General features: G+C 32.1%; 9 protein-coding genes and 1 tRNA gene. 6 read left to right on the top strand and 4 right to left on the bottom strand.

Annotation, left to right across the window (positions count from 1 at the left end):
* Positions 1-3: 3 nt before the first annotated feature.
* Complete coding sequence (locus tag RM520_RS06750) at positions 4-918, bottom strand: dihydrodipicolinate synthase family protein (protein ID WP_311384959.1); 915 nt, start codon at positions 916-918, stop codon at positions 4-6.
* Between the two features lie 133 nt (positions 919-1,051).
* On the opposite strand from RM520_RS06750, the gene RM520_RS06745 reads away from it, so the two are divergent.
* Together RM520_RS06745 and RM520_RS06740 are read left to right on the top strand one after the other, a co-directional pair.
* Positions 1,052-1,900 carry an AraC family transcriptional regulator gene (locus RM520_RS06745; RefSeq protein ID WP_311387436.1) on the top strand — a complete coding sequence of 283 codons (849 nt, stop codon included), beginning with the start codon at positions 1,052-1,054 and terminating at the stop codon, positions 1,898-1,900.
* 54 nt (positions 1,901-1,954) lie between these two features.
* Entirely contained in the window at positions 1,955-3,514 is a 1,560-nt protein-coding gene (locus RM520_RS06740) for a M28 family peptidase (RefSeq protein WP_311387435.1), read from the top strand.
* 110 nt (positions 3,515-3,624) lie between these two features.
* On the opposite strand, the gene RM520_RS06735 is transcribed toward RM520_RS06740, so the two are convergent.
* Positions 3,625-3,700 (bottom strand) — tRNA-His (locus RM520_RS06735).
* 128 nt (positions 3,701-3,828) lie between these two features.
* On the opposite strand from RM520_RS06735, the gene RM520_RS06730 reads away from it, so the two are divergent.
* The 4 genes from RM520_RS06730 to RM520_RS06715 all read left to right on the top strand — a co-directional run bounded on the left by RM520_RS06730 (position 3,829) and on the right by RM520_RS06715 (position 12,053).
* Complete coding sequence (locus tag RM520_RS06730; RefSeq protein ID WP_311387434.1) at positions 3,829-5,844, top strand: ATP-binding protein; 2,016 nt, start codon at positions 3,829-3,831, stop codon at positions 5,842-5,844.
* 100 nt (positions 5,845-5,944) lie between these two features.
* Positions 5,945-7,870 carry a tetratricopeptide repeat-containing sensor histidine kinase gene (locus RM520_RS06725; RefSeq protein ID WP_311384955.1) on the top strand — a complete coding sequence of 642 codons (1,926 nt, stop codon included), beginning with the start codon at positions 5,945-5,947 and terminating at the stop codon, positions 7,868-7,870.
* 9 nt (positions 7,871-7,879) lie between these two features.
* Complete coding sequence (locus tag RM520_RS06720) at positions 7,880-9,898, top strand: tetratricopeptide repeat-containing sensor histidine kinase (RefSeq protein WP_311384954.1); 2,019 nt, start codon at positions 7,880-7,882, stop codon at positions 9,896-9,898.
* Positions 9,899-9,971: 73 nt separating this feature from the next.
* Positions 9,972-12,053 (top strand): tetratricopeptide repeat-containing sensor histidine kinase, encoded by a 2,082-nt coding sequence (locus tag RM520_RS06715; protein ID WP_311387433.1) that lies wholly within the window; start codon positions 9,972-9,974, stop codon positions 12,051-12,053.
* On the opposite strand, the gene bshB1 is transcribed toward RM520_RS06715, so the two are convergent.
* On the bottom strand, positions 12,050-12,772 hold the full coding sequence (bshB1, locus tag RM520_RS06710; RefSeq protein WP_311384952.1) for a bacillithiol biosynthesis deacetylase BshB1: 723 nt from the start codon (positions 12,770-12,772) through the stop codon (positions 12,050-12,052). The two genes, RM520_RS06715 and bshB1, sit on opposite strands and share 4 nt — an antisense overlap.
* The gene (locus tag RM520_RS06705; RefSeq protein ID WP_311384951.1) at positions 12,769-13,941 is read right to left on the bottom strand and encodes a trans-sulfuration enzyme family protein; all 1,173 of its coding nucleotides are present in this window, start codon (positions 13,939-13,941) and stop codon (positions 12,769-12,771) included. The genes bshB1 and RM520_RS06705 overlap by 4 nt, the downstream gene beginning before the upstream one ends.
* Positions 13,942-13,967 lie beyond the last annotated feature (26 nt).

Raw genomic sequence — 13,967 nt, 5'->3', positions numbered from 1 at the left:
AAACTAAAGTGATTTGTATTCAGGGAGCACAGGTCTTGTCGCAACACCTTCTTTAATTATTTTTAATACTCTTTCTCTCTCATTGCCTTGCAAAGGTAATCTAGGTGCGCGAACATTCTCAGTTCCTATTTTTGTAGCTACTTCGGCTAATTTAATATTTTGAACCAATTGTGGGTTAATATCTAATTCAAGTAATGGTAAAAACCATCGATAAATGGCAATAGCCTCTTCTGCCCTGCCAGCTTTTGCTAGTTTATAAATAGCAACAGTCTCTGCCGGAAATGCACAAACCAAACCTGCTACCCAACCATCTGCACCCATAAAAACACTTTCTAGACCAAGAGTATCTACTCCAGTAAAAACTTTTAACCTATCACCAAATCTAGATTTAATTCTAGTAATATTTGAAATATCTCTAGTAGACTCTTTTACGGCTTGAATATTATCACAATCTAAAAGTTCTTCTAACATATCTAAAGTAACTTCAATACCATAATCAATAGGATTGTTATAAATCATTATAGGTAGTTCAGTACTATTTGCAACAGCCCTGAAATAAGTAACTGTCTCATAACTATTCGCTTTGTATCGCATTGGAGGCAACATCATCAAACCTTTTGCTCCGCATTCTTTAGCCACTTGAGCAGCCTCGATTGCTCCTTTTGTCGTTTGTTCAGCAATATTGATAATCACAGGTATTTTACCTTCTACAATACGCACAGTTTCAATAATCAGTGTTTTCTTTTCTTCAAAGGACAAGGTGCTTGCTTCACCTAAAGTTCCTCCTAAGATAAGGGCAGAGACTCCTGCATCCATTTGTGCTTTTACATTAACTTCAAACATCTCTAAATCTAACTGATCATCTGAAGTGAATTTAGTTGTTATAGCAGGCATTACGCCTTCCCAATTTATTTGCATTATGATTGATTTTAATATGTGGTATAAAATTAAACCACTCATTTGGTTTTGTTTTATCCATTTTTAGCTATATTTTCCACTATTTTACCTATTTTTTATAGATTTGGCGTAAATACTGTTAATTATTAACTAAATGAAAGTATTCCCTTTTACCATTCCAAAAAAACCAAAAGAGAATATAATTGTTCAAGAGGATATCACTAAAACCTTTTTTGACCGTTTACATCAACATTCAGAAATACAGATAAGCCACATCATTTCGGGAAAAGGAAAACTTGTTGTGGGAAACACTATCTCTAGATATAGCAAAGGAGACACTTTTGCAATTGGAAGTAACGTTCCTCACCTTTTTCAAAGCACTGAAAGTCCAAAGAAGTCGCACATGATTTCCGTATTCTTTTTACCAAACGCTTTTGGTCATAACTTCTTTGATTTACCAGAAATGGAAGATTTAACCGGTCTATTTGAAGTTTTAAATTTTGGTGTTTCTATTAAACAAATTGAACCAGAACTATTTAAAAAAGTTTCAAAAATAAAAAATACGAATAGGTTTTTCTTATTTATGAATTTTCTCGAATTGCTAAAAACAATAGCAACTAAAGAAAAAGAATTGTTAAGTCAAAAGCAGTATCAAAAACCTATCTCCAACAATCAAGGGACAAGACTTCAGGTCATATTTGATTTTGTTATAAAAAATTTCAACCAAAATATCACACTTACGAAAGTAGCTGCTATGGCTCATATGAGTCCGAATGCATTTTGCAGATTCTTCAAACAACGCTGTAATAAGTCCTTTTTCACCTTTGTCACCGAAGTCAGGGTTGCTCATGCTTGTCAACTACTACTCGATGAAAATGATTTTAGTATTGGAGAAATAGCACTTAAATCAGGGTTTAATTCAATATCAAATTTCAATAAACAATTCAAGGCAATTCAGGGACTAAGTCCTTTAAAATATGTTAAGAGTATCTCAGAACCTTAATTTTTTTTACTACAAATTTTGTTTACTTATTTTTGGACAACTACAAAAAACAAAATGAAAAAATTATTTATAATAATCTTTGGATTCGCAATTGCTTGTAATTCGTCACAAAAAACTATCGTTGAAAAAACTGAATCTCAACCTGTTGAAGATTTCTCAATCACTTATGCTTCAACAATTACGGAAGAAGAATTAAAAGAGCATTTATACATTTATGCTTCTGATGAATTTGAAGGCCGTGAGACTGGTCAGCCTGGGCAAAAAAAGGCAGTAGATTACTTAAAAAAAGAATATGAGGCTTTAGGTCTAAATCCTGCAAAAACAAACGGTGATTATCTACAAAAAGTTCCGCTTGAAATTAGCAAAGTACCCAAAGGCACAATGGATGTCAATGGAAAATCATTAATGGTTGGTGAAGATATTTTGACCTTTTCGCGTGCTGCTGGAAATTTTGATAATATCGTTTATGTTGGTTACGGTATTGAAGAAGAGAACTATTCAGATTACAGTAATATTGATGTGTCGGGGAAATTAGTGCTAATGAAATCTGGTGAGCCTAAAAATGATGATGGGACTTATGTTATCTCTGGTAGTTCGGAAAAATCTGTTTGGAGCAATATGTCAGAGGCCTTGGGTAAAAGGGATCAATTGGCAACCAGTAAAGGTGCAATTGGAGTTCTGTATTATGACGCTGATAATTTTGCAAGGTACAATCGGTACTTCGAGTATATGAAAAGTAATGATAGCGGAAGAATGCAATTAAAAGCGCAAGTAAGTGATGAATTTAATATTCTTCTGAACAAAAATGCTGCAATAGCTTTATTTGAAAACATAGAAACCGACGCTACACCAAGAATTTTGGATTCGACTGTTAAACTAGAAATAGTAAGCGATAATAATCAAGTAGATTCAGAAAATGTTGCTGCAATTATCAAAGGAAGCACCAAACCAAACGAGTACCTTATTATATCTTCTCATTTAGATCATATTGGTGTAACTGCTGATGGTCAAATTAATAATGGAGCTGATGATGATGGTTCTGGTACAGTTGCCTTATTAGAAATTGCAGAAGCCTTTAAAAAAGCTGCAGATGAAGGTCAAGGACCTGAACGATCAATAATATTTTTACATGTAACTGGAGAAGAAAAAGGCCTACTTGGCTCACAATTTTATACAGATTATGAACCAATTGTTCCATTAGCGAATACCGTGGCAAATCTTAATATTGATATGATAGGTCGTATTGACCCAAAAAGAGAAGGAGACAGAAATTATATTTATTTGATTGGTTCTGACAAGTTAAGCACGGAACTTCATGAACTTTCAGAAGCAGTAAATACGAAATATTTGAATATTGAATTGGATTACACCTATAACGATGAAAATGACCCTAATAGGTTTTATTACAGAAGTGATCATTATAATTTTGCAAAGAATAATATTCCTATAATTTTTTATTTTAATGGAACTCATGATGACTACCATAGACCAGGTGATACTCCTGATAAAATAAATTATGATTTATTGAAAAACAGAACTCAATTGGTATTCCATACAGCTTGGGAAGTCGTTAACAGATCAGAAAAAGTAATTGTTGATAAGGCTGCAAAATAGTTCGAAAATCCAGCTAAATAACGCAAGTTAAATACTTTAAAAATAATTTAAGTCCATACTTAAAATGAAAAAAGTCCTAACAAATTGTTAGGACTTTTATTTTTCACTTAGGGTGGAAGACCGGGTTCGAACCGGCGACCCTCGGTACCACAAACCGATGCTCTAACCAGCTGAGCTACAACCACCATTTAAAGCGGTTGCAAAGATAATTTTTTTTACCCATCAAACAAAAATCTATGTACAATTCTTCAAGTGTTATTTTTTGCTTATTTTTCTATTTACTATTTTCCTAATAATACTCCATTTTGATTTACATGAAATCATATTGTATAAGCAACAACATTACAAAAAAGTTGACCTTATCAATATTTGTTTTGTTTTCTTTTATTCAATTAACCCATTCACAACAACTGCTTATTGATAGTCTTTTACAGAAAAGAAAGTTCTACGAAGAGAATTTGAAAAATTATGAAATTGACACCAACTACATAAAAAACCTTTACACTTTAGCTAGAACATATGTATACCTTGACCATGACAGCACAAATACAATTGCTCAAAGAGCACTTGGCTATAGTGAAAATATTAAATTTAAGAAAGGAATCGCAGGATCAAAATTAGCATTAGGGGTATCTAAAATTTTCGAAGGTAATTTTGAAGAAGGTTTTAAAGATGCAGAAGAGGCAAGAGAAATTGCATCATTAATTCGTGCTGATACTATTCACTTAAAAAGTTTGAATGCTATTGGTATGGGGCATTTTATGAAATCAGATTATGCTGAAGGATATAAATACTGCCAATTAGGAAGAGAAAAAGCCAAGAAACTCAATAACCTTGAAATGTCAGTCATGTTTAATATGAACTTGGCAACCTCTTTCGCCATAGTGAATGATCCAGAGCAAGCATTACCTTATTACGAGGAATGTTTAAGACTCCTTGAAATAAAGAAAGACCTTGGAGGCCTGGCCCAAGTGAAAAGTAACATGGGCTACATGTTCATTAAAACCAACGAAATACAAAAAGCAAAAAAGTATCTAAAAGAATCTATTGAAGAATTTAAAAAAGTTCAAAATACTCCATGGCAGGCATTCGCTCAAATAAACTTAGGCGAGGTATCACTTATTGAGAAAGAGCTTGATTCTGCCATTCAACAATTTAAAGATTCAAAAAAACTACTTAAAAATATTTATGACCCACAACGTAAAGCCGAAGCTTGCTTAGGTCTTTCTGAAGCTTATTTGTTAAAAAATGATTTAGTCAAAAGTGAACAAAGTGCTTTAATGGGGGATAGTATTTCTAAATCAATAAAATTCTATGACGGTATTATAAGAGCCAATAATCTTTTATATAGAATAAACAAATCGCAAAATAACACAGAGAAAGCCATTGCACATCTAGAAACTTCTAGAAGCCTTTCAGATTCTATTGAAATAGCTGAAAACAAAACAAAATTTTTAATGTTAGATGCTCAAAATAATTATGAAAACGAGCAAGCTAAAATAGCTAATCAGAATATCAAAGAAATTGAAACCCAAAAAATTATTACCTATTTAGCCATTATTTTGTTGATTTCTGCTGCAATAATTTTGTTTTTAATTAGAAGAAATATTCAAACTCAAAAAAGAGCTAACTCTGAACTACTTAAAATTAACGCAGCAAAAGACAAAGTCTTTTCTATAGTAGGTCATGATCTTAAAACACCAATAAGTACGCTTCAAGAATTATTAGAACTTTACAAAAGCGAAGCAATTACTGAGGAGCAAATAGCCGAGATTACTCCAAGACTAAAGAACAACGTGGACCATAGTGCATTTACTCTAAATAACCTTTTGCTATGGGCACAAAATCAAATGAACGGGGTTTCAATAGTAAAACCAGAAACTATAAATATTAAAGAAAAGGGCAAGGAAATTGTTGCGCTCTACCAAGAGCAAATTCAAGCTAAAAATATTACTGTTGAATGTAATTGCTCGGAATCAATGACTGTATTTATGGCTGAAGAGCATTTGAATATCATTTTAAGAAACATTACCTTAAACGCTATAAAGTATTCAATCAAAGGAGGTAAAATAAGTTTTAATAGCCGAGATAGTACTGAAAATCAGATTATTTTTAGCGTTTGTGATAATGGTGTCGGGATGAGTAAATTATTCATAAATCAAATTTTAAATAATCATAGCACCGTTTCAAAACCAGGCACTTTAAATGAAAAAGGAACCGGACTTGGTTTGAAAATTTGTCAAGATTTGCTAGTCGCCAACAATGGAGGTTTAACTATTGAAAGTACTCTTGGTAGGGGTAGTTGTTTTGAAATGAAATTACCTAAGTAAAATTTAAAATTGTTTTTAAGTCTAAAAAGGGATTAAGCTTTTGAAAAATATATTACTCTTTCTAACCTCTTTTTTATTTTGTGTGAGCTCAATTGCACAATTGAAACAAAAGGACAGCCTTTTAAGAAAAATAATCAAACATGAACTCGATAATGACTTAAGCCAAGAATATATAGATGATTTAGTACTTCTCTCTTATGAATATAGGTACAAAAAACCTGATAGCTTAAAATTATTTGCACTAAGGGCCTTAAAAAACAGCAAGGATATAGAATATGATAAAGGAGAAGCCGGGGCATTACTTCGGTTAGGTGATTACTATTCTGATATAGGTGAACTAAATGTTGCAGTAGAATATTTTGAAAAAGCTAAAGAAATTGCTGAAAAGGAAAATTATTTTTCTTTACAAGTAGATATTTTTAAAAGTAAAGCTTCACAAGAACTTTTTAGTGGAAAATATAGAGAGGCTGTTTTGAGCTATTATCAAGGCATTACCCTTGCTCAAGAAAAAAATCTATTTGAACAAGAAGGACTTCTTAGGCACAATTTAGGCTTCTTTTACTGGTCCAACGGACTTTATGATGACGCCGAGAAGGAATATTTAATTGCAGATAGCCTCTGGGTATTACTGGGCGACCAAAGGCACAAAGCCGCTACTATGTCAAATATTGCTTTAAACGCAATTGACAAAAAAGACTATGAATTGGCCAAAAGATATGCTGACATGTCCCTAGCAATTTTTAAAAAAAATCAGCCTTTGTGGTATTCTAGAGCTCAAAGGGTTCAGTCTAGGTGGTATTTGTACCAAGGATTATATGACGAGGCGATATCAAGAAATAAAGAATCTGAAAAGATTTTGAAAAGCTTAAATAACTCTAGAGATCAATTAGAAATTGATATCCTTTTTACACGTATTTACCTTGAAATCAAAGATCTAAAAAATGCATCAATTAGAGTTTCAAATGCCTTTAATATAGCTCAAGAAGTTAATGATGTAAGTAGCATTTTAAAGTGTTATGAATATTTAGAGAAAATCGAAAATCAAAAATCAAATACTCAACAAGCACTGTTTTATTTGGAGCAATACACATATTTAAAAGATTCTTTAAATTCAAAAATTGCCAATAATAGTATAAGATTAGCAAAAGCTAAGCTCGATTTTGAAAGAAGCCAAAATAAATTACTTCTAGAAAATCGAAAAAAACTTGAAAAACAAAAAATCATCGCAGGAACATCTGTGGGACTTGTTGGCCTAATTCTATTAATTTTATTTTTAATAGTTCGAAATTTTAAAACTGAAAAAAACTTGAATTTTGAATTAGTAAAATTAAATAATTCAAAGAATAAAGTTTTTTCAACTATCGGTAATGATTTGAAAACACCAATTGGAACATTACAAGAACTATTAAACCTGTACAAGGATAAAAGTATCAGTCTTGATGAACTTAAAAACATAACTCCTAGGCTCAAAGAGAATGTTGATTACAGCGCTTTTTCACTTAATAATTTATTATTTTGGGCTCAAACAGAGATGAATATAATCGAAGTAAACCCTGAAACTATTGCCCTTAAGGAAGCAGCGGCAAAAGTTTGCGATCTTTATCAACACCAGATACAAGAAAAGAAGATTAAGGTTGAATGTAATATACCTATTGATGCTAAAGTATTTATGGATGTTGATCACTTAAGTATAATCCTTAGAAATGTGATTTCTAATGCGATAAAATACTCTCACCCAGAGCATAAACTCACCTTTAATACTTTAAAAAGTTTACGCACTATTAAAATAGTAATCTGCGATAATGGAATAGGCATGAGTTCGAAGCTCATAAAAGAGATTTTTGATGGACAAAATATTACATCAAAACTTGGAACAAATCAAGAAAAGGGTACTGGTCTCGGAATAAGTATCTGCAGAAAATTATTAGGTATAAATGGCGGTGAATTAGAAATTGAAAGTGAACTTCATAAAGGTACCTGTATTCATATCAATCTGCCGAGTTACCCTCTAAATATTGAGAATTAGGACCCAGAAATGTCTAAAAATATTTTTATTTTTTTTATTCTTCTTACATCGTCTGTTGAATCACAATCTATAACTGTTGCCTCATTAGAAGAAAAGAAAAATAAACTAGAACAAAATTCTCAATTTAAATCAGATACGGCTTATATCAACACCTTAAATGAGATAGCCTTTAAAGTTGCTTATTCTGATACCAAAAAAATGTTTTTATATGCCACTCAGGCTAAGGAACTAAGTGAAAATATAAACTACAATAAAGGTTTTCTAGAAGGAAAAAATAATCTTGCAGATTATTCCATGTTTAAAGGTGAGCTAGATAAAGCATTGTTACAACATGATGAAATACTCAAAAGAGTAAATAATGAAAAACTAATTGCTTTAAGAAGTTTAAATTCTAAAGCCTTTATTTACGAGCAAAAATCTGATTACCCTTCTTCCTATAAAACCTTACAAGAAGGTCTTATAATTGCTGAAGACTTAGAAAATCAATTATATAGGCTTAGGGTTAAAATGAACTTAGGAAATTTAATGGCATACCTTGGTTCGACCGAGGAAGCTTTAAATTATTATCGAGAGAGTCTCGATTTTGAACTGGGAGAATCCTCCTCTTTTGCTAGGGCTGAGGTACTTGCAAATATGGGTTATTCGTATTTAGTTATTAATGAATTAGAATCTTCAATAAAGCATATTTCGGAAGCAATTCTAATTTTTGAAAAAGAAAATATTGAAGACTGGCTGGCCTATTGTTATTCAATTCTTGGGAGAAACTATTTAAAAAAAAATGATCTTAAAACAGCATACTCTTTTCTACAAAAGAGTGATTCCATATATGTCAAAATAGATGATCCAAGAGGTAAATCAGACTTAAACATTACTTATGCTGAGTATCATCTAAAGCAAAATGAAATTAAACAAGCAGAGCGTACAGCAATTACAGCTTACGATACTTCAAAACAACTGTCTTATTTTGATGGTCAAATTTTAAGTGCTGAGGTATTATCAACTATTTATCAAAAAAATAGAAACAATAAAAAGGCATTAGAGTTTAAACTCTTAGCTAACAAATTAAATGACTCCATAGAGCGAGAAAACAATAAAAATAAACTTGCAATTCTCAAAGTAAAAAATGATTTAGAAATAGAAAAAGAGCGAGAAATTTATGACTATAAAGACAAATTATTTCGTCAAAAAACGGTGATTTTCATTACTATTTTGATTATTTCTTTTTTGCTGATAATTATAGTTCTGGTCAAAAGAAATAATAAAATTCAATCTCAAAATAATAGTGAACTTCAAAAAATAAATATTTTAAAGGATAAAGTATTTACCATTATTGGACACGATTTAAAAGCACCAATTGGAACATTACAAGAACTTTTAAGTTTATACGGAAAAGACAATATTACCGCTGAAGAATTCAAAAAAATTACTCCAAGACTTAAAGAGAATGTAGATCACAGCTCTTTCTCTCTTAATAATCTATTAGTATGGGCCCAAACTCAGATGAAGGGAATTTATTCAAACCCTGAGCATATTAACTTAAAAAGTGCTTTAGACAACACTATCTCGCTTTACAAAGAACGATTACTTAAAAAAAATATATCATTAAGTTACGATATTTCTGATTCAATAGCGGTTCATGTAGACAAAGAACATTTAAACATAATCTTAAGAAATATTATCTCAAATGCCATTAAATATTCCTTTCCAAATGAAATAATAAGTTTAAGCGCTTTCGAACAAAATAATGAAATTACAATTGATATATGTGACAAAGGCGTCGGAATGGATTCATTGGTTTTAGATAAAATATTTAAAGGAGGCCACCCGCAATCAACATTAGGAACAGAAAAAGAAAAAGGAACTGGTTTGGGGTTGAATATTTGCCTGGAATTGTTAGCCAAAAACAATGGGAAGTTAAATATCAAAAGTGAAGCCCAGGTCGGCAGCTGTTTTTACATCACCCTGCCTAGTAGTCAAAACATCGGTGAAATACCTATTTTTAACGATAAAACACACAAAAAAACGTAGTTCACAACATTAATTGGTTCTTAGATTTCTTGTAATCTAATTTTACTCCAATTATTTAGGCAAAACGCCATTAATGTGTACCTACAATAAACAAACACTAAAACCATACAAAGTAAATAGTATCATTTTGATATTGTTTATGCTATGCTTTCCTATTATGTACGGGCAACAGTCATCTATTGACAGTATCAAAAGAAAGATAGTTAAGCTTCAAAAAAAAACGCCAAACTTTGAAAAAGATACCTCCTACATCAATCTGATAAACAATTTGGCAGGTAATTATCGCTTTATAAAATCAGATAGTCTGTTATTTTTATCAAAAGAAGCATTGGCACTTAGTAAACAATTGAATTACATCCATGGGGAGACCAAGGCCTTAAATTCTTTAGGAGATTACTTTTCTGATAAGGGTAATGCGTTAAAAGCTATTTCGTATTTAAATAATGCTCTTAAAATTGCAGATTCAGTACAAGACCTCAAATTAAAATTAGCACTGTTAAATGATTTAGGAACGGAATACTCATACACTGGAGATTACGAAAAGGCGTTAAATAGTTATTTAGAGGGTATTGATATAGCAACACCTTTAGACGATAAACTAATGTTATCAATTTTAAATGAAAATATAGCCGCACTTTATGCTGCTCAAAAAGAATTTTCCCAAGCATTAGAATTTTATAAGAAAGTAAAGCGCTACAATGAACAGCTAGGAGACGAAATAATTTCTGCTGAGACTATGAGTAATCTTGCCGAATTATATACAGACATGGATAATTTTGAATACGCCATGTTTAATATAAATCAAAGTATTTCAATATTTGAAAAACATGGGATTTATGATTGGTTAGCCTTTGCTTATAGCGTAAAAGGAGGTATTTATCTGAATCAAAAAAAGTACAAATGGTCATTATATTGGTTTGATCAAAGTAATGTACTGCATGAAAATTTGGAAGATGATAGAAGTAAAATCGAATTACTCAATGGTCTGGCAAAAGCCTATTACGGTTTGAATATAGATTCTACCTCATCAAAATTTGCTCAAGAAGGGTTTGAAATATCAAAAAGAATACAATCCTTACAAGGTCAGAAAGATTGCGCTGAAACATTGTATAAAATTAGCAAGAACAATGATGAATATGAAAATGCTTTAGCTTTTCATGAAGTATTTCAAAAATTATCAGATTCTTTATCTCGAGATGAGAATAAAAAAATTCTGACCTTAACAAAGACAAGGTTCAACTATGACCAACAAAAACAAGAACTGATTGAAGCAAATGAAAAAGCTTTAGCAAAACAACGTAATTTGATAAATTTAGCATTGGCTATACTATGTATTGTTCTTGCTATTTCAATTCCGTTATACTTTAATCAGAAAAAACAAAAACGTCTTTATAAAGAACTAAAAGTAAAAACAAAAAGCCTTAGAGAACGTGAGTCTGAATTAAATGAAATTAATAAGACAAAAGATAAACTTTTCTCCATTATTGGTCATGATTTAAGAGGACCTATCGGTGCCTTACAGGGCATTTTAAAATTATTCTCTTCCGGCGATATTGCAAAGGAAGAATTTCACTCCTTTGTGCCCAAGCTTAAATCAGATGTAGATCACATCCTATTTACACTCAATAACCTACTTTCTTGGGGATATGCCCAAATGAATGGAACTACAACAAGACCTAAAGTTAATTGTTTTAGCAAGTTAGTGGATAATAATATTAATTTATTATCAGAATTAGCGGCGTCAAAATCCATAAAAATCATAAATCAATTACCCGAAAATCCCATGGGTTACTTTGATCAAAATCACATTGATATTGTAGTCAGAAACTTGGTAAGCAACGCCATAAAATTTACACCAAATAATGGCCTAATTACAATAGAAGCTGTAGAAGACAAAAACTCATGGAAAATATCGGTTAGAGATACTGGAATTGGAATGGATAAACCTACCATGAAAAAGATTTTTAATGACAATTCTAATTTAACAACCTACGGTACTAATAATGAGAAAGGTACTGGCCTAGGTTTAAACCTTTGTAAAGAAATGGTCATTAAAAACAAAGGAGAAATCTGGGTAGAAAGTGAACTTCAGAAAGGGTCAACATTCTATTTTACCATTCCTAAAGTGGTTAAAAAATATAAAAAAGCTGGTTAAATCAGATCGCTTATACGAGCTACCGCCGTATATCTTTCAACAGTAAAACCTTCAGCATGTGTTGAGCCAATTAATCGACCTAAATCTCTTGCTCTATAATTTACACTATCAATAAAATTTTTGCTGCTTATTGGAGTTTCAGGCTCGTCACTTTTAGGGTCATAAAATTGAGAACTATAAGCTAATATTGCCTCGGTCTTTTTTTCTATAAATCCGGAGACATCAACAACAAAATCAGGTTCTAGGTTCTTCCATTGAATATAATGATATACCAATTTAGGTCGCCATGGATCTTGCCAAGACACATCCCTATTAAGCCTAGTGTCAATTTTTAGTAATCCACTTAAAAAGCAGGCATCACTCACAAGCTTAGCGCCTTTTCCATGGTCAATATGTCTATCATCAATCGCATTGCAAAGTACGATATCTGGCTGATATTTTCGAACCATTTTAATGATCTCTAATTGATGTTCTTTATCATTAGTAAAAAAGCCATCTGCAAACTCCAAGTTTTCTCGAATAGAAACTCCTAAAATTTTGGCAGCTTCAGCGGCTTCGTGGTCCCTTATTTCTGCTGAACCTCGGGTACCCAATTCACCTCGTGTTAAATCAATAATACCAACCTTTTTACCGTTTGCAACTTCTTTTGCAATGGTAGCTCCTGCTCCTAATTCCGCATCATCAGGGTGTGCACCGAAAACTAAAATATCTAATTTCATGATACCAAAACCGAATTTGATTTTACTTTTACTAGGGCTTGTTCAATATCAAAAACCAAATCTTCAACCTCTTCAATTCCAACAGAAAAACGAATTAAACCATCACGAATTCCTTGTTTTTCTCGATCTTCTTTACTCATCAAAGCATGCGATGTCAAAACTGGAGAAAGCATAGTGCTTTCAACACCGGCTAAACTCATTGACGGTTTAATTAACTGCAATGCTTTCATAAATTGAGAGGTACTAAATTCTTCTTTCAGTTCAAAGGAAAGCATAGCTCCAAAACCATGCATTTGTGATTGAGCTAATTGATAATCAGCATGTGATTTCAAACCTGGATAATAAACCGCATCGATATCATTATGTGCATCTAAAAACTCAGCCATTAATTGCGCATTCGCAGTTTGCGCTTTAACCCTTAACGCCATTGTCTTTAGACTTCTTTCCAACAGCCAAACAGTCTGATCGCTTAAGCTCCCTCCAAAACAGATTGAAGATTGCCAAATGGTATCAATATGTTCTTGAGATGCGGCAACCGCTCCTGCACAAATATCTGAGTGACCTCCCATATATTTTGTTGCGCTATGAATAACAATATCAATTCCAAAATCAATCGGGTTCTGGTTGATAGGGCTTGCAAAAGTATTGTCTATCATAGTAACAATATTATTCTCTTTTGCTAATTCAGAAACTGCTTTTATATCTGTTATTGTCAATAATGGATTAGACGGTGTTTCTATATATATTACTTTCGTATTCAGCTTAATTTCCTTCCCTAAATCTTCTGCTTTCCAGCCTTCAGCAAAAGAATAATCAATTCCATATTTTTCTAATTGAGAAACCGCGAAATTATACGTGCCTCCATAAAGTGTTTGTTGAAAAACAATATGATCACCAGCTTTTAAAAAAGCCATCAATGCATGACTTATTGCGGCCATACCACTACCGAAAATTAAAGCACCTTCAGTATGTTCTAGGGCTGCAATTTTTTTACAAAGACCCTCTTGATTAGGCGTATTAAAATATCTTGGGTAACGCTTGACTTCAACATCTTCAAATGCATATGAAGTACTCATGTATAAGGGCGATACCGCTCCTTTGAATTGTTCATCGTTGACCTCACCAACGTGGGTGCATATTGTATTAATTCCTTTTGATTGCTTCGCCATATCAATAAAATATTAAGGCTTAAAGT

The sequence above is a fragment of the Croceitalea vernalis genome, from assembly GCF_031846405.1.
Taxonomy (GTDB): Bacteria; Bacteroidota; Bacteroidia; order Flavobacteriales; family Flavobacteriaceae; genus Croceitalea; species Croceitalea vernalis.
This window is presented reverse-complemented; position numbering and strand designations above follow the sequence as displayed.

What these genes read in the sequence shown, in the direction of transcription:
- RM520_RS06705 (WP_311384951.1), bottom strand. Translation starts at nt 13,941, where the DNA reads ATGGCGAAGCAATCAAAAGGAATTAATACAATATGCACCCACGTTGGT.
- RM520_RS06750 (WP_311384959.1), bottom strand. Translation starts at nt 918, where the DNA reads ATGCAAATAAATTGGGAAGGCGTAATGCCTGCTATAACAACTAAATTC.
- RM520_RS06740 (WP_311387435.1), top strand. Translation starts at nt 1,955, where the DNA reads ATGAAAAAATTATTTATAATAATCTTTGGATTCGCAATTGCTTGTAAT.
- RM520_RS06745 (WP_311387436.1), top strand. Translation starts at nt 1,052, where the DNA reads ATGAAAGTATTCCCTTTTACCATTCCAAAAAAACCAAAAGAGAATATA.
- RM520_RS06715 (WP_311387433.1), top strand. Translation starts at nt 9,972, where the DNA reads ATGTGTACCTACAATAAACAAACACTAAAACCATACAAAGTAAATAGT.
- bshB1 (WP_311384952.1), bottom strand. Translation starts at nt 12,772, where the DNA reads ATGAAATTAGATATTTTAGTTTTCGGTGCACACCCTGATGATGCGGAA.
- RM520_RS06730 (WP_311387434.1), top strand. Translation starts at nt 3,829, where the DNA reads ATGAAATCATATTGTATAAGCAACAACATTACAAAAAAGTTGACCTTA.
- RM520_RS06720 (WP_311384954.1), top strand. Translation starts at nt 7,880, where the DNA reads ATGTCTAAAAATATTTTTATTTTTTTTATTCTTCTTACATCGTCTGTT.